The following is a 17927-nucleotide window of genomic DNA, read 5'->3' as shown; positions in this document are numbered from 1 at the left end:
CCTTCTACTCCAAATCTATCCAGTAACGTTCTACGCCATTGCGAACATCTTCAAACACCCCACTATTTGCCACAATCACCGCCCTACTAGCAGGATTTTCCGTACTACAGGTCACAAGTGCTTTTTTGATGTTCTTTTCCTTAGCAACTTGTAGACCTTGTCGGAGGGATTCTTTGGCATAACCCTTACCTCTTTCAGATGGACGAATGGAGTAGCCAATATGGCCCCCGTTTTCTAGTAAGTAGTCATTTAATCGGAGACGAAGGTTGAGAAAGCCAAGAGCCTGGCCTGCTACGTCAAAACTAACCAGCTGGATAGCAGGAACCCAGTTTTCAGGAATATTGAGTCCCGCTTCCGCTTGAAGATTGTCTTCTAACCACTCTTCATAAACAAAATTCTCAGCATCCCAAAATCCGCCATCGTGGGCTGATTGAGTCTGTTCAAACTCTGCCATCATCTCTAAAACTGTTGCTTTATCTGCCAATATCGGTCTGCGTAGTTCCATATTCCCCTCCCACCTAAGAGAAAAGTGAGAGCAGACTCTCACTTTTATTTTTTCTTGTTCTTGTTTAAAAACTGTTCTCTGAGGTTGAGCAAGCGTTCTTTTTTACCTGTTCCACCTTTCGAGTGTTTCTCGTGATAACGGGTCACTTGTGCGCGTCCCTTATCGTCTAATTGGTATTTCCCCATTCCATTTCCTTCTAATTTGTTACTTCATGTCCGGCTGTTTTAATAGTTGAACCGTTCATGTGTTTGACACGCGCAGCGATTTCCTTGTGGCGCCCATTAACCATCGGACGTGCTTGAGGATTTCCCAGATAACCACACGTACGTTTGACCACATCTACTGTTTTAGGGTCGCTATTTCCACAGTTGGGACAAGCAAATCCTCGCTCAGTTGGTTCAAAATCCCCTTCAAAGTCGCACTTGTAGCAACGATCAATCGGAGTATTGGTCCCTAGATAGCCGACACGGTCATAGGCATAGTCCCAGACAGCTTCCAGGGCTTTAGGATTTTGTTGAAGAACTGGATACTCACAATAATGGATAAAACCACCTGACGCACCTGCTTCTGGGTAAACTTTCTCAAAGTCTAATTTTTCAAACGGTGTTGGATTTTTACGGACATCATAGTGGAACGAGTTGGTGTAGTATTCCTTGTCCGTAATATCAGGAATAGAGCCAAACTTCTCTGTATCCAAGCGACAGAAGCGGTCTGTCAGACTTTCAGACGGTGTGGAGTAGATAGAGAAATGGTATCCATATTGGTCAGACCACTCTTCCACACGACGTTTCATATCGCGAATGATATTCAGTGTGAATTCCTTGGCTTCAGGATTGCTTTCCCAGCTATTTCCAAAGAAGACTGTAGCCACTTCGTACAAACCGATGTAGCCCAGCGAAACTGTCGCACGGCGATTCTTAAAGAGTTGATCAACACTTTCTTCTTTTCCGAGACGGCGACCGAAGGCTCCGTACTGATAAAGGATAGGGGCATTCGCTGGTGTTGCTTCCTTGGTACGTTCAACACGATAAACCAGAGCATCTTCAGCGATGTTCATCCGTTCGTTGAAGATTTCCCAGAACTTATTCAGATCTCCTTCAGATTCGAGGGCGATACGAGGCAGATTAACTGTCACAACACCTAGATTCATCCGACCTGAATTGACCTCAACACCATTCTCATCCTTCCATCCTTGGAGGAAAGAACGGCAGCCCATAGGAACCTTGAAGGAGCCTGTCAGCTCGATAATCTTATCATAGGACAAGACATCTGGGTACATCCGCTTGGTTGCACACTCGAGGGCCAACTGTTTGATGTCGTAGTTAGGTGAACCTTCCTCTAAGTTAAGTCCTCTTTTAAGCGTAAAGATGAGTTTAGGGAAGATGGCTGTGCGGTGTTCTGAACCAAGCCCCTTGATACGAATGGTCAAGATAGCTTTTTGAATTTCCCGTTCAAAACGACTAGTTCCTAGACCAAAACCTAGTGAAGTAAAAGGTGTTTGTCCATTTGAAGTGAAGAGGGTGTTGATTTCATACTCAAGAGATTGCATGGCATCATAGATATCTTTTTGAGTTTTCTTCCAAGCGTAATCTTCCCGTTTCTCAGGCAAGACCCATTCTTCCGCATCCTTGAGGTGTTTTTGATAATTCTTCTCCGCATAAGGCGCCAAGACTTCATCGATACGGTCAGCTGAACAGCCCCCGTACTGGCTAGAAGCAACGTTGGCGATGATTTGTGAAATCTGAGCGGTCGCAGTCTGGATAGACTTGGGACTCTCTACCTCTGCATTTCCAATCTTAAAACCATTTTCCAGCATGCCTTTAAAATCAATCAAACAGCAGTTGGTCATCGGAGTGTAGGGGCTGTAGTCCAAGTCATGATAGTGGATATCCCCTTTTTGGTGAGCATTGGCTACGTGCTTAGGAAGCATTTGCAGTCCGATTGATTTCCCAACAATCCCTGCTGTCAAATCACGTTGGGTGTTGAAGACATCGCTGTCTTTATTAGCATTTTCATTAACAACTGCTTGATCTTTATTGAGAAGTTTATGGATACTAAAGTTGATATCTGTCGCTTTTGAGCGCTCAAAATCCCTTTGTGTCCGATAAGTGATATACTCCTCAGCTAGCGCATATTCTTTGGCTTCAAGGAGTTCATGTTCTACGACATTTTGAATTTCGTAAATCTTGACACCTTGAGGGAAGCGGCTGTGAATTTCAGTCACGATTCTTTCAACTAGACCATTTAGGCGTTTTTCTACTAGAGGCGTAAGATCCATAACCTTTTCCGCCGCCTTGTGGAGAGCCTTGTCAATCTTGTCTACATCAAACACCACACGTCTACCATCTCGTTTTTCAACGAACAAGGTGGGAACGGTTGCAAGCTTTTCTTCTAATACAATCATATCCATGCTCTTTTCTAAAATATTGTTGAATTGTTTATATTCAGTATTATACCACTCTAAAAATAAAAATCAATATCTTGTGTCAAAAATCCTAAAATTTTTAAAATTCCACAAGATATTGATTTTTTATTTAGATTTATAAAGTTTGAATTCACTAGTATCTGTCTGAACAAGCTCATATTTCTCGCTGAGCCAGCTCTCTACATCCGACCACAAGGCAACTTTTTGATTGACCATAATCATCTTTGGTTGATTTTCTTTTAGATCATTCATCAGTTTGGTTTTATTTTCATCGCTTGCAGTATAGAGTGTTGGAGTTGATAGAGAAGTTGGCGCCAAGCGCTCACTGGTACGGTAGAAATCAGGACGATCATCCCAAACATAGACACGATCCTCAGAACTCGTTTGTTGTTTAACCACGCTAGCAAGACGGTCTCTCTCCTGATAAGTCGCTGGGTGCGAAAGGTAGCGACTCACGATAGGAAGAACAATAAGGTAGGCAAGGGCAATCAGTGGTAGATAGAAATTTCCTTTAAGGAAAGAAGTTTGTTTCTCACGTCTTCTTCTACGACGACTCCCTCCCTCCGAAACATCTTCCTTGATTCCTGTCAGAAGGAGCAAGACCAAGAAAGGAATTAGCACCACAAGACGAGTACCGTTGATAGGTTCTTTGGAGAGAATCAAGATTCCCAAAGAAACCAACAATCCCAAGCTAGCAGCAATTGAGAGGGCATATTGCTTGGCTGGTTTTGACTGGAACAAGCCTGTAAAGAGCAAGCCAAGGGAACCTAATCCAATAGCAAGCAAACCATAGAAGGCTGCATTTTCAAGCAAATGCGCATTTGAAAAGAGGCTAAGAGCATTTACCGGATACAAGGTCTGGCTAATAGCATCCCCAAAACTACCTGTCCACACTGTATAGTAGCCTAAAGGATAGAATAAGAGTGAAAATCCTAGGGCTGACGCAAAGAACTGATATAGACCATGAACAAAGTGACCTTTGCCTAGATTAAAGCCGATAACCCCCAAGGCCAGTACAGCCGCAAACAAGGCGGTTGGGATTGGCGCAAGGAAGAAAGCGAGAGCAAGGCTCATCCCCACTCGTACAAACCCTTTGTCATCCTTCGGAAAAGCTAGATAATTTGTAACGATACTCAATGAATAAAATAGGAAAGGTAGGGCTAGCAAGAGTGCATGACCGCCACCAAAAGCGAGTCCAGCTACAAGCAAGTATAAAATAAAGACAAGTCGCTTCGCTTCCTTTTCTTGGCCGACAAGAGTATCTGCAGCCTTAAAAAGAAAAACACCTGCTCCAAACAAGGCCAACCACTCAACCAAAGCAAGCAGAATACTGCCTCGAAAAAGGTAGGTTAGCACATAATAGAGCAATCCCTCCGTCCCAAAATAATCTGTATACATTTGACCATTTTGATGCAAGGCCCAACCGGTATAAAGATCCTGGGTTTGTTGCGGACTGACTACACCAAAAATAAAAGGCAGGGCAACCGAAATGGCTGTAGTCACCAAACTCCAAAGTAAAATACTAAAAAAGGGAATGGGAGCTCCTTCTCGTTTCTCTGGCACTGACCAGTCTTGGTAATGAGATCCTTCTTGTTTCTCATCTATTTTCCCGTATACGTTCATTCAATTTCTCCTCTAAGTTTATCTGTTTTAGTATATCAAAATCTTACAGGAATGTCAGCTTGGGATTGATATTTGCTGAATTTCTTATCCAATAGCGCAAAGCGTTCGATTTCACGAAAACGGTGAAATCGGCTGTTTCTATACTCTCTGATAAAATCATCATCTTCTAGATTAAGCATGGTTTTCTCCTTTACTTATCTATTCGTAAGAAGACAAAAATAAGATCCAGCCTTGGGCTAGATCTTGATGGATAGTTAGAGCATAGGTGCAAACAACTGGACAATTTCCTTGATTAGGCTTTGATACCAGCTGGTTTTGATAGTGTGAGGATAAATTTCTTGAGAAACTTTAAAAATCTCTTCGAAGTCCCTTTCAATATCGATGATGGACTGCGTTCTATAAAGTAAGACGGCATTTTCATAGTGGTGGAGCAAGCTACGATAGTCAAAATTGATGGTTCCCACAGTAGCTGCCTCTCCATCGACAAGCATTTGCTTGCTATGAAGGAATCCCGGACTGTACTCATAAATACGAACCCCCGCAGATAACAAGTCTGGATAGGCTCCTCGAGTAACTAACTGAATAACCTTCTTATCTGGGATACACGGTGTCACAATTCGCACATCTACCCCTCTCAGAGCTGCATTTTTGATACTTTCAGTTAGATCGTAGTCAGCAATCAGATAGGGAGTCGTGATATAGACGTAATCTGTAGCTTGATTGATAAGATTTTGGTAAACCGTTTTTCCAACTTGAGCTCTGTAGATGGGTTTTGGCCCACTACTATAGGGAATACAGAGCCCCATCCCATCTTTGGGCTGATTTTCGAGATGGTATTGGTCAAAATCACTAATCTCTCCACGGTTGATATACCAGGCAGATAAAAAGAGTCTGGTAAAAGCTTTAACTGCCGGTCCATCCAGACGAATACCGCTATCCTTCCAATAACCAAAGCGTTCGATATGGTTGATATACTCATCAGCCAGATTGATACCACCTGTATAGGCAATTTGACCATCGATAATCATGATTTTACGGTGATCACGGTTGTTATAAGCAACGGTCAAACGTGGAATCACCTTGTTAAATTTGTGGGCTTCAATCCCTCGACCACGAAGCTGGATGGTGTAATCTCCAGGCAAGGTTGCCATACAACCAATATCATCATAGAGGAGTTTAACTTCCACTCCTTGAGCGGCCTTTTCTTCCAAAATCTCTAAAATGCTGTTCCACATCAAGCCTTCTTCGATGATATAGTACTCAAGAAAGACAAATTTCTCCGCTTTCTTGAGATCCTCTAGCATCTGGTGCCACATACTTTCACCAGAGGCAAAAAATTGTGTATCCGTTCGATCATAGACATCAGCATTCGTATCCATGCTGAGGAGTGATTTGATAACGCCGTAAGCTGACTTGTCCTGCTCTTTTAACTCCAAACGGAGAGCTCTGCTATTGTCCTCTCGATCAACCATTGATTGGAGCTGCTTTAGCTGCTTCATTTCTTTTTTAGATAAACGACGCTCTCCAAACATGATATAGAGCAATGGTCCAAACACTGGCACAAAGGCTACTAACAGCCATGTTACCTTACTCTCAGGATTCATGGACCGATTAACAATCGATACAATGGTCGCCATACTCATCAAAATAACTAGAATAATCCAGAGAATCGGAGCCATCTGCCCTAGATAGAGAAATAAACCAAAGATGATAAACAACTCTGCCAACATGATGGTAATACTAAAACCATACTTGGACATGAGTAGCTGCATTTTTCTAGCTGTCATACATCCCCTTCCTTTTCTAACATTCTCCTTAACTGCTTGATAAACTAATGTTTCTACTAGTATACCTCAGTTCAGGGGTAGATAGCAACCTTTTACCTTTTTCTATGCAAACTATTCCAAGAGCTGCAAGATTCTCAAACTACTCCTTCACTATATGACGTGCTATCCCTTTTTATATTTTTAACTAGGGTATTAAGAGGCTTAAAAAGAACTACCAAAATGATAGTTCTTTCCAATATTATTTATATTTTTCAATATCGCACAAATCCTATGACAGTCGCTATTGAAGTTGTAGAAGGTAAAGCTGAAACCTTAATTCCAAACTTCTATTTAGATTTGAGATCCTATTTTGTTAATACCACTCGGTCAGATGCCTCTCGGTCCATATCATCGATAATCAATTGATTACCATTAACCGTGTAAATTTTGACATCATCACCGATAATGACACGTTGATTTTCTGGCTCAAAGCTGACTTGCTTGATTTCCTTATCTCCATCTGGCTCGACCTCAGTCCATGTACCAGTTTTACCTGTTACAACAAGAGTGATTTGGTCATTCTCATCCTTTCCAGTATAGGTACCATCGATATTCGTAGGTTGAGCTACAGTAGTGTCCTGACTTGAGGATGCCTGCGGTTGACTAGCACTTGTCGTAGCGCTAGAAGATGATTCTTGTTGAGTAGATGATTGCTGAGCAGATTGCTGGGTAGGGGCTTGTGCCTTAGGTCCACAAGCTGCTAAAAGACTAAGAATTGCTAGGGAAGCAATAGAAAGTGTGAATGTTTTCGTTTTCATAGCGATTTCCTTTCTTTTGTGCCAATGTTTTGCTGGAATCGTTTCCAGATATACCTCCTACCTACAGTATAGCAACATAAACCTATAAGGTCAACTAATCTCGTCGCTTCCTACCAAACTTGCTCGGACTTCCGAGATAAAGTAGAGGGATCCCGTCACGAAAAGCAAGTCCTGGCCATTGGCCTTATCTTCAAATTCTCTGATAAAGTCGCCATAGGAAGGAATCAAATCATAACCTACCACATCCTTTTCATCCAGAGAGCCTTGGTAGTCAAAGCCTGTTACCTTAAGTTTTACCTGAGGCAACTGCTCAGATAGATAGCCTAGCATCCCCTGATAATCCTTGCGTTTAAGTGCTCCAAAAAGGATGCGAACCTGGTAACCTTGCTGGATTTTCCCTTGGATAAACTCTACTAGACAAGTCAAGGCTGGCAGATTGTGAGCCCCATCTAGGTAGATTTGCGGACGAATCCGTTCCAATCGACCTGCCCAGTGGGTCTCTTGCAAGGCCCGTCTGACAAGCACTTCTTCGACCCTTTCACCTCTTGACGCCATAAACAGAAGAAAAGTTTCTAAAGCCAAGGCGGCATTTTCTTGCTGATAAACACCTTCCAAACCGATTTCAAGCTGGGAAAAGCTTGCTAGGTTGCTTGAGAAATTTCCAGCTTTCAAGGTGAAGTCTCGCCCAGCTTGATAAAGTTCAACAGCTAACTCTCTTGCTGTATTTTGACAGACAAGCTCCGCTTCTGGAGCAAGCTTGGCAATGACTGCCTGCTTGCCAGCCTTGAAAATACCAGCTTTCTGCTTGGCTATTTCCTCCAGACTATCCCCCAAGGTCTCCTGATGATCTAGCCCAATGGAAGTAATAACTGCAATCTCTCCTGTTACGACATTCGTTGTGTCAAGCAAACCACCAATCCCCACTTCTAGCAGGACCAGATCCACTCCCTGCTCTTTAAAGTAAAGCAAAGCAATCAGAGTCAGTAATTCAAAAAAGGATAACTGGTCATGGGTTTGCAAAAGCGTCTTTTCCATCTCATTGACTTGGTTAGCTATACGAACAAAGTCTTCCTCCGCGATCGGCTGTCCATTAATACAGATTCGATCATGGATGCTGATGATATGAGGAGAGGTAAAAGTACCAACTTTTTTACCATGAGCAACAAACAACTCCCTCATAAAGGTAATAGTTGACCCTTTACCGTTAGTCCCTGTTACGTGGATAATAGGATAAGTCCTCTCAGGATTCCCCAGCAAATCCACTGCTCGCTGCATTCGTCCAAGACCAGATCTAAAGTTTAAACCAATCCGACTATGAAGCCATTCTTCTACTTCAAACATACATGTCTCCTTAACAAAAGTCCAATCAACTACCGCATCAAAGTATGATTACAAATAAAAAGTGAGGTCAGGACTAAAATCCCAACCTCTTACCTGGTTAGCTAATCACTAGCTACTATGAATTTCAACGTGGGCTAAAAACGTCCCCCGGACATTTTTACTCTTCCATAAAGCTGTTGAAGACTTCTTCAATCATGTTCCATTCGTCTTCTGAGTCTTCTGGGATTGGTTGCAATTCGCCTTCTGTTCCGTCTTCATTTTCGATGAATGAGTAGGCTTGGATTTCAACTTCACCATTTTCATCTTCTTCTGCGTTAACTGGCACTAGAAGAACATAGTTTTTACCAAATTCTTCTTTCCCATCGATGGTCAAAAGAATTTCAAACAAGGTTTCATTTCCTTGCTCGTCTACTAGTGTAATCAATTCACGTTCTTCGTGGTCATGGTTGTGATCGTGTGACATAGTTTCTCCTCTGTCTTAAAATTTTCTATCTAAATAATTCTGCAAAATCAGCTGAGCAGCCAACTTATCAATAACTTTCTTGCGTTTGTTACGACTGATATCTGCTTGTTCAATCAACATACGCTCCGCAGCGACCGTTGTCAAACGCTCATCCTGATAGTCTACTGGCAAACCAAAGAGTTCTTCTAGGTTGTCACCATAGGCTTGACTGGCTTCTACTCGCGGACCGCTGGTATTGTTCATGTTTTTAGGCAGACCTACTACAAAGCGTTCCACCTTATAGCTGTCAACCAATTCCTTGATACGGTCAAAACCAAACTGGCCCTGATCCTCATTAATCTGGATGATTTCAAGTCCCTGAGCGGTGAAGCCGAGCGGATCGCTAATCGCCACCCCTACTGTTTTTGAACCGACGTCCAATCCCATAATTCTCATAGATTATAGATCGACTCCTTGTCCCTTAAGGTAGTAGCGTACCAGTTCTTCAACAATTTCATCACGCTCATACTTACGGATTTGATTTCGTGCATTGTTGTAACGAGGAACGTAGGCAGGGTCTCCACTCAATACATAACCGACGATCTGGTTAATCGGATTGTAGCCCTTGTCATTCAAAGAAGCATAGACATCTGTCAATGTTTCGCTAATTTCTTTCTTATTGGAATCATCCAATTTAAACCGTACAGTTTCTTCAGTAAATCCCATTCTAACACCCTCTTTCCTTAGAATATTACTATTATAGCATATTTCCTTACGTTCTACAAATAAGTCAGTCTATTAATTTGGATTTTCTATTGTTCTGTTGCTCCATTTGCCACTCTATCTGCAATATATTGGCTAGGTTCGTTTTTTAAGAGATTTTCAAGACCGATATTTTTTAAATATTCCAGCTGAGATGCCTTTTTGACATCCAGTACTTGAAAATCATAAGTCGTTGTAGTCTGGATTTCTGTCTCGCTGAGTAGCTTTGTTTCCAGTGTAAATCCTGCTAGTTTGCGTGCCTCTTGGATGGTCTCATCCTTTTCTTCCGCTTCTAGAAGCGCTTTTTGCGTCTCCTCTAGGCCATTTTCAGAGATAAAATTCTTGAGTTCATCCCCGACAGGTCGTTTTTGCTGAATGCTCAAGGTCAAAAATTGATTGCCTTTATAGGTAATGGTCTGAATCTGTTGCGTTCCACTTTTTGACTTCGGCATCAACAGGGTCTTGGTGACAACCGTATTCTTTTCGGCATTGTCCAAAACGGGAAGGTTTGATTGGAGAGGTTCAGATGCTGTTGTAGAAGCAGCAGGGGTTTCCTTTTTTTGCCCACATCCCGCAAGCAAAAAGAGGAGAGCAAAACTAGCAATTAGTAACTTTTTCATAATTCCTCACATGATTTTAAAACAAAAGGGCAAACAAGGCCAGGAGTCACTCCCAGCCTTGATGTTTTATAGAGCTGCACGTAGACGTGCTTCTGCATTTTCTACATTACGGACAGAGCGTGGCAAGAAGGCACGGATATCATCTTCTTTATAGCCGACTTGTAGGCGCTTCTCGTCAACGAGAATCGGACTCTTTAAGATCCGTGGTGTTTCCATGATTAAGTTGAGCACTTCATTGACACTCAAATCCTCGATGTCAACTCCAAGTGCCTTAGCGTAGCGGTTTTTTGACGAAACGATACTGGCGATTCCATTATCTGTTTTCGTTAGAATATCTAATAACTCTTCTCTTGTAATTCCTTCTTTACCGAGATTTTGTTCTTTATAACTTAACTGGTGGGCATTGAGCCAGGTTTTCGCTTTTTTACAGCTAGTACAACTTGAGACTGTATAAATTTTGATCATGTACCTACCCCTTTCGCTACATGTTACTATCAGTTTAGTCTATTATACCATAAAAAACATCCGACTTGCGACCTATTTTTAAAAAAAAATTAACTTTTTTCGCGATTTTCGTACTTTTTTCTTGACAAAATCAATTTATAACCAACTTTTAAATTTTTTGATATACAATCGTTTCACAACTGTAACACTTATCATATAGAGGACGATAATCAAAAGCAAAAAGAGGAAATAAATTGGTTCCAAAGGGGTTAAATGAAGTAGGCTAGCAATTGAAGAGTAGGGAAGAAAGGTCACAAAACTAGCTGCTAGCAAGGTTGTTCCAAGAACAAACCATGATGGACGACTTTGTAAGAAAGGAAGTTTTGCTGAACGGAGCATATGGATAACCATGGTTTGGGACCACATGGATTCAATGAACCAACCTGTCTGGAACAAAATAATAAAGCCCGTTGCAGACTCTGCTCCGTGAGCATAGGCTTGACCTGTCGCCATTGGGACAATGACAAAATAGAGTAAGATAAAGGTCAAAATATCAAAGGCAGAAGAAATCGGACCCATCCAAATCATAAAACGAGTAATAGACTTAGCTTCCCACTTATGGGGATGTTTTAAAAAGTCTTCATCCACATTATCAAATGGCAAGGCGATGCAAGAAAGGTCGTAGACGAGGTTTAACACAATCAAGTGAATCGGAGCCATAGGAAGGAAAGGTAAAAAGATACCAGACACTAACAGAGAGAAAATGTTCCCGAAATTAGAGCTGACAGTCATCTTGATATATTTGGTCATATTGGCATAGACTTTGCGTCCTTCAACCAGCCCTTTTTCAAGCACCATCAAATCCTTATCTAGCAAAATGACATCAGCCGTTTCTTTGGCAATATCTACTGCTGTATCAACAGAAATCCCCACATCGGCCACTTTCATAGAAGGGGCATCATTGATCCCATCTCCCATATAGCCGACACAATGTCCATTCGATTTGATTTGTAAAATGATTCGTGCTTTTTGATCCGGAGAGAGTTTGGCAAAGACGGTCACATGTTCGACTGCTTGGGCCAACTCTTCGTCCGTCATGGCGTCAATATCAGAACCCAACAAGATTTGATCAACGTCTAAACCAACTTTTTCGCATACTGCTTGGGTTACCTTCTCATTGTCTCCCGTCAAGATCTTTGTTTGAACACCGTGTTCTAACAAAGCTTGGATAGCAGGTGCTGCTGATGGTTTTGGTGGATCTAGAAAGGCAAGATATCCGGTTAGAATCATCTCTTTTTCATCTTCAACGGAGTAAGCAAAACCTTCTTTTAGGCCTGTTTTATAGGCGACTCCCAAGACTCGCAATCCCTGTTGATTAAGTTGATCTACTTCTTTTAAGATTTCCACTCGGATATCATCCGTCAGAGGGCTAATCTGACCTTGATATTCCACATGGGTTGAAATCGCAAGCATTTCCTCTAGGGCACCCTTGGTTACCAAACTAACAACTTCGTTCTCATCCTTGACGATGACACTCATCCGTCTGCGTTCAAAATCAAAGGGCAATTCGTCTATTTTTTGGAAGCTAGTATCCAAATTTTGTAGAATAGCGTGTTCTTTAGCTTCTTTTTCAGTTCTACTGATAATGGCACGGTCCATCAAGTTTTTCAAACCGGTTTGAAAATAGGAATTGAGATAGGCCCGTCTCAACACAGACAAATCCAAATCTCCATGTATATCCAAAGGATATTCAAGGACAATTTCGTCTTGGGTAAGGGTTCCGGTTTTATCCGTGCATAGGATATCAATAGCACCTAGGTCCTGTATGGCATTGAGTTTTTTGATGACGACTTTTTCCTTAGCCATGATAATGGAGCCTTTTGCTAAACTGGCCGTGATGATCATAGGAAGCATCTCAGGTGTCAATCCAACACCAACACTCAAAGCAAATACGCCAGCTTCCAGCCAGTCGCCATCTGTCAAGCCATTGGAGAGAAAGACGATGGGAACCATGACCAACATCAAACGGATCAAGAGCCAAGAGATGCTGTTCATCTCCCGTTCAAAAGAGGTCGGTTCGTCATAGGTATTGAGGGTCTGCTCAATTTCTCCCATCATGGTATCATCACCGACCGCTAGAATCAAAGCCTTAGCACTTCCTGATATCACATTGGTTCCCATAAAGGCGAGCACTTCTGCTTCTAGCAGACTATCAAAGTTTGACTGACTCATTTTTGACAAGGCCAGTTTTTCAACCGAGTCACTTTCACCTGTCAAACCAGACTGTTGGACAAAGAAATCACGTGATTCAATCAAAAGGAGGTCTGCTGGTATCATATCCCCAGCACTTAACTTGACTATATCTCCAACGACCAAATCTTCAATTGCGATCTCTAAACTCTGGCCTTCGCGAATAACCGTAGCTGTATTCACAATCATTTTTGAAAGATTGGTCGCAGCTTTGTCACTTCGCAGTTCTTGGACAAAGCGTATGCCACCAGAGATTAGAACGAGAACGACGATGATGATAGAGGTCGTCGGATCTTCTTGTCCAGGCTTCGCCAACCAGACATTGGTCACCATGGAGATCATAGCGATGACTAGCAGGATGATTGTAAATGGATTGATAATAGATTCGTAAATCTTTTTGAGGATACTGTCCTCTTGACCCTTGGTGATGGTGTTTTCGCCGTATAGGTCACGATTTTTCTCCACCTGCTCCTCAGTCAAGCCTGTTAGACTTGTCTTATAAAAAGATAGAGTTTCGTTTAAGGGTGTGTGAATAGCTGTTGCTAATCTTTCTTTTGTAGTTTTCATTGGTTTCTCCTATCTGTATGAATGATGTGTTTCATACACAGAGACCAATCACTTTATAAGGGCAGAACGACACAAATCAGCGATTGGCTGTGTATGTGCGGTTCTGGATGATCGTCAATTTGCATCGTTTGTCTCCTTTCTTTTTCTTAAAACAGCAGAAAATCCCACCATAAAATGGCAGGATTAAAAAACTAATTATCTGTTTTTTCGTTCAAGCTTTAACTCCATAGGGCGATGTAATGAGCTTAGTCTTGGCCTTCGCGACCAGGACTGTTGACCAACGAGTAGTGTCTCCACTGCTTTGCGGTAGTCATCCGTATCCCTATGGTAGCCTCACCTACCGTTTTCGTTTATCAGTATAAACCTTTAAAATATAAAAGTCAATGATTTATCATAATTTTCTTAAATAACAATCAATTCCTTCGGTGCTAGAGTCAACAATTCGCAACCGTTATCTGTAATCAGGATATCATCCTCGATACGAACCCCGTATTTACCTTCAATATAAATACCCGGTTCATCAGTCAAGACCATACCAGATTTAATGACTTCTTTGGAAGTTTGGCTAAAGTAAGGTTCTTCGTGAATATCCAGTCCGATACCGTGTCCAATACCGTGGGTAAAGTAGTCGCCATAGCCTGCCTCGATGATAATATCACGAGGGATTTTGTCAAAGTCGCGGAAACCTAAGCCATCCTTAGCTTGATCAATCAAGGCTTGGTTGGCTTTCAGGACCGTATTGTAAATCTCTGCCTGCTCGTCACTGACATGACCGAGGTAGATGGTCCGTGTCATATCACTGACATAGTGGTCATAGAGACAGCCGAAGTCCATGGTAATGGCTTCGCCAAACTCTACTGGCTTGTGCATTGGGTGGGCGTGGGGCTTAGAAGAGTTGATGCCACTGGCTAAAATGGTATCAAAAGACAAGCCTGCCGCTCCTAGCTCACGCATGCGGAAATCAAGGAAGTTGGCAATCTCAATTTCAGTTTTTCCTGGTTTGATAAAGTCAAGTGCATCGTGGAAAGCTTGGTCTGAGATAGAGCAAGCCTTGCGAATAGTCGCAATCTCTTTCTCATCCTTAATCATACGAAGTGCTTCAACAAACTGAGTCTGTGGAAGCAAGTCGATCCCTGCAAAAGCTGCCTGCATACGGTGGTAATAAGAGACCGAAATCTCGTCTTCAAAACCGACGCAAGACAAGCCCATATCCTTAACAATGCCTGCAATAACAGCCAATTCATCGCGGTCAGCCACAATCTCAAAACCTGTTACTTCTTGCTTAGCCGCAATGATATAACGAGAGTCCGTCACCAAAACCTGACGGTCACGGCTGATAAAGACTGTTCCATTTGAACCCCAAAAACCAGTCAAATAATAGACGTTTTTAAGGTTGTTGATGATGATACCATCTAGTTCTTTTTCTTGCATTTTAGCTAGAAATGCTTGCACACGTTTATTCATGATGTAACTTTCCTTTCAAATAGTGTCCTGTGTAGCTGGCTTCGTTGGCCGCTACTTCTTCTGGAGTTCCTGTTGCAATGATGGTTCCACCACCGACACCGCCCTCAGGTCCTAGGTCAATAATATGGTCTGCCGTCTTGATGACATCTAGATTGTGCTCAATGACGAGGACTGTATTTCCATCGTCGACAAAGCGAGCCAAGACTTTAAGCAAGCGAGCGATATCCTCAGTATGAAGCCCTGTAGTTGGCTCATCCAGAATGTAGAAAGATTTTCCTGTCGAGCGTTTATGGAGTTCGCTAGCCAACTTCATACGCTGGGCTTCTCCTCCAGAAAGGGTGGTAGCCGGTTGCCCTAGCGTTACATAGCCCAGCCCCACATCCTTGATGGTCTGAAGTTTGCGTTGAATTTTTGGAATATGTTGGAAGAATTCCACCGCATCATTGACGGTCATGTCCAAAACCTGCGAGATATTTTTTTCCTTGTAGTGAACTTCAAGGGTTTCACTGTTGTAGCGAGTCCCATGGCAGACTTCACAAGCAACATAAACATCTGGCAAGAAGTGCATCTCAATCTTGATGATCCCGTCACCTGAGCAGGCTTCGCAACGGCCTCCCTTAACGTTGAAACTGAAGCGGCCCTTTTTGTAACCACGAATCTTAGCTTCATTTGTCTGGGCAAAAAGGTCACGTATATCGTCAAAAACTCCTGTATAGGTAGCTGGGTTGGACCTCGGCGTTCGTCCAATCGGGCTCTGGTCAATGTCAATCAAGCGGTCTACATGCTCAATCCCTGTGATGGTTTTGAATTTACCAGGCTTGTCTGAATTGCGGTTGAGCTTCTGCGCAATGGCTTTTTTGAGGATGCTGTTGATTAAGGTCGACTTCCCTGAACCTGACACCCCTGTCACTGCGATGAATTTTCCTAGCGGGAAACGAGCAGTGATATTTTGCAAGTTGTTCTCACGCGCACCTGTCACTTCGATAAAGCGACCATTTCCGGCACGGCGCTCTTCTGGTACTGGAATGGCACGTTTACCTGACAAGTACTGGCCTGTAATAGACTTACTGTTACGGGCCACCTGCTTGGGTGTTCCTGCAGCAACAATCTCGCCACCAAAAACACCGGCACCTGGACCAACGTCAATCAGATAATCCGCCTCGCGCATGGTATCTTCGTCATGTTCTACCACGATGAGAGTATTGCCCAAATCACGCATCTTTTTCAGACTGGCAATCAGGCGGTCATTATCCCTCTGGTGGAGACCAATCGATGGCTCATCCAGGATATAGAGGACACCTGATAGGTTAGACCCAATCTGAGTCGCCAAGCGAATACGCTGACTCTCCCCACCTGAAAGGGTTCCTGCCGAACGCGACAGCGTCAGATAGTTAAGACCTACGTTATTGAGGAAGGTCAAGCGATCCTTGATTTCCTTGAGGATAGGACGAGCAATAATAGCTTCATTTTCAGACAGGGTCAGCTGGCTCACTAATTCCAAATGGTCTGCGATAGACAGGTCCGAAATTTCTCCGATATGTGGTCCTTGCTCCCCACCCACACGGATAGACAAGGCCTGGTCATTGAGACGATAGCCGTGGCAAGTTCCGCAGGTTAGCTCATTCATGTAGAGGCGCATTTGGGTGCGCGTGTAATCACTGTTAGTCTCATGGTAACGACGCTTGATATTATTGACAACTCCCTCAAACGGAATGTCAATATCTCGCACACCGCCAAATTCATTTTCATAGTGGAAATGGAATTCCTTGCCATCAGACCCGTAGAGAATCAAGTTCTTATCTTCTTCTGACAAGTCCTCAAAAGGCTTATCCATATCCACTCCAAAGGCTGTCATGGCCTGCTCTAGCATATTTGGATAGTAGTTGGATGAGATAGGATTCCAAGGTGCTAATGCTCCCTCACGCAAAGTTTTGCTGGTATCAGGAACCACCAAGTCAACATCCACCTCCAGCTTGATACCCAAACCGTCACACTCACTACAAGATCCAAAAGGAGCATTGAAGGAGAAGAGACGTGGCTCTAACTCTGGTACGGTAAAACCACAAACCGGGCAGGCATAATGCTCAGAGAAGAGCAACTCAGAATCGTCCATAGTGTCGATAATCACATAACCTTCTGCGATACGAAGGGCAGCCTCTATGGAGTCAAAGAGACGGCTACGGATACCCTCTTTGATAACAATACGGTCAACTACGACATCAATATTGTGTTGCTTACTCTTAGACAGCTCTGGAACTTCGGTAACATCATAGACTTCCCCATCCACTCGGACACGGACATAGCCGTCTTTCTGAACCTTTTCAATGACACTCTTGTGTTGCCCTTTTTTCTTACGGATGACAGGGGCTAAAATTTGCAGACGTTGGCGTTCCGGCAATTCCAAAACCTTATCCACGATTTGCTCTACAGAAGAAGCCTTGATAGCCCCATGCCCGTTGATACAGTAAGGCGTCCCCACACGTGCATAGAGGAGACGCAGATAATCATTGATTTCAGTCGTGGTTCCCACGGTCGAACGAGGGTTTTTGCTAGTGGTTTTCTGGTCGATGGAAATAGCTGGGCTGAGGCCATCAATGGCATCCACATCTGGTTTTTCCATATTGCCCAAAAACTGGCGAGCATAGGCTGATAGACTCTCTACATAGCGTCTTTGCCCCTCAGCATAGAGGGTATCAAAGGCCAGACTGGATTTCCCAGACCCTGACAAACCAGTCACAACAACCAGCTTGTCTCGCGGAATCTCCACATCAATATTTTTTAAGTTATGGGCACGTGCCCCATGAATCACAATTTTATCTTGCATCTTTGTTCTTTCTAGTCCATTATTGCTTTCCATTATACCAAAAAATGTGAAATTCTATTACCCAAAAAGCTGTTTT

Annotated in this window: 16 protein-coding genes and 1 riboswitch; all 16 genes read right to left on the bottom strand. The window is 42.9% G+C overall.

Annotation, left to right across the window (positions count from 1 at the left end; all coding sequences use genetic code 11):
• Positions 1–4: 4 nt before the first annotated feature.
• Complete coding sequence (locus ACT17O_RS01655; RefSeq protein ID WP_444817598.1) at positions 5–505, bottom strand: GNAT family N-acetyltransferase; 501 nt, start codon at positions 503–505, stop codon at positions 5–7.
• A 44-nt stretch (positions 506–549) separates the two neighbouring features.
• Positions 550–690, bottom strand: coding sequence for a hypothetical protein (locus ACT17O_RS01650; RefSeq protein ID WP_000521625.1), 141 nt, complete (start codon positions 688–690; stop codon positions 550–552).
• An 11-nt stretch (positions 691–701) separates the two neighbouring features.
• Positions 702–2909, bottom strand: coding sequence for an anaerobic ribonucleoside-triphosphate reductase (nrdD, locus tag ACT17O_RS01645; protein WP_444817597.1), 2208 nt, complete (start codon positions 2907–2909; stop codon positions 702–704).
• A gap of 126 nt (positions 2910–3035) precedes the next feature.
• On the bottom strand, positions 3036–4553 hold the full coding sequence (locus ACT17O_RS01640; RefSeq protein ID WP_444817596.1) for a damage-inducible protein CinA: 1518 nt from the start codon (positions 4551–4553) through the stop codon (positions 3036–3038).
• Positions 4554–4588: 35 nt separating this feature from the next.
• Positions 4589–4732, bottom strand: coding sequence for a hypothetical protein (locus ACT17O_RS01635; RefSeq protein ID WP_000933184.1), 144 nt, complete (start codon positions 4730–4732; stop codon positions 4589–4591).
• Positions 4733–4807: 75 nt separating this feature from the next.
• Positions 4808–6340 (bottom strand): cardiolipin synthase, encoded by a 1533-nt coding sequence (gene cls / locus ACT17O_RS01630; RefSeq protein WP_042902999.1) that lies wholly within the window; start codon positions 6338–6340, stop codon positions 4808–4810.
• A gap of 344 nt (positions 6341–6684) precedes the next feature.
• Complete coding sequence (locus tag ACT17O_RS01625) at positions 6685–7137, bottom strand: SP_0198 family lipoprotein (protein WP_044021479.1); 453 nt, start codon at positions 7135–7137, stop codon at positions 6685–6687.
• A gap of 90 nt (positions 7138–7227) precedes the next feature.
• Complete coding sequence (locus ACT17O_RS01620) at positions 7228–8478, bottom strand: bifunctional folylpolyglutamate synthase/dihydrofolate synthase (protein WP_444817595.1); 1251 nt, start codon at positions 8476–8478, stop codon at positions 7228–7230.
• 157 nt (positions 8479–8635) lie between these two features.
• Positions 8636–8941, bottom strand: a complete 306-nt coding sequence (locus ACT17O_RS01615) for a DUF1292 domain-containing protein (RefSeq protein WP_000017624.1) — start codon at positions 8939–8941, stop codon at positions 8636–8638.
• 15 nt (positions 8942–8956) lie between these two features.
• Entirely contained in the window at positions 8957–9376 is a 420-nt protein-coding gene (ruvX, locus tag ACT17O_RS01610; RefSeq protein ID WP_444817594.1) for a Holliday junction resolvase RuvX, read from the bottom strand.
• 3 nt (positions 9377–9379) lie between these two features.
• Positions 9380–9646, bottom strand: coding sequence for an IreB family regulatory phosphoprotein (locus ACT17O_RS01605; RefSeq protein WP_000507059.1), 267 nt, complete (start codon positions 9644–9646; stop codon positions 9380–9382).
• Between the two features lie 86 nt (positions 9647–9732).
• Entirely contained in the window at positions 9733–10302 is a 570-nt protein-coding gene (locus ACT17O_RS01600) for an SP0191 family lipoprotein (RefSeq protein WP_444817593.1), read from the bottom strand.
• Between the two features lie 66 nt (positions 10303–10368).
• Positions 10369–10767 (bottom strand): transcriptional regulator Spx, encoded by a 399-nt coding sequence (spx, locus tag ACT17O_RS01595; protein WP_000591165.1) that lies wholly within the window; start codon positions 10765–10767, stop codon positions 10369–10371.
• A gap of 135 nt (positions 10768–10902) precedes the next feature.
• Complete coding sequence (gene mgtA, locus ACT17O_RS01590; RefSeq protein ID WP_444817592.1) at positions 10903–13563, bottom strand: magnesium-translocating P-type ATPase; 2661 nt, start codon at positions 13561–13563, stop codon at positions 10903–10905.
• Positions 13564–13758: 195 nt separating this feature from the next.
• Positions 13759–13910, bottom strand: a riboswitch (M-box (ykoK) riboswitch).
• Between the two features lie 55 nt (positions 13911–13965).
• Positions 13966–15027, bottom strand: a complete 1062-nt coding sequence (locus ACT17O_RS01585) for a M24 family metallopeptidase (protein ID WP_444817591.1) — start codon at positions 15025–15027, stop codon at positions 13966–13968.
• Entirely contained in the window at positions 15020–17851 is a 2832-nt protein-coding gene (uvrA, locus tag ACT17O_RS01580) for an excinuclease ABC subunit UvrA (RefSeq protein WP_444817590.1), read from the bottom strand. Before uvrA ends, ACT17O_RS01585 begins: the two co-directional genes overlap by 8 nt.
• Positions 17852–17927 lie beyond the last annotated feature (76 nt).

Source organism: Streptococcus sp. HJ1, from assembly GCF_052399005.1.
In the GTDB taxonomy this organism is placed as follows: domain Bacteria; phylum Bacillota; class Bacilli; order Lactobacillales; family Streptococcaceae; genus Streptococcus.
This window is presented reverse-complemented; position numbering and strand designations above follow the sequence as displayed.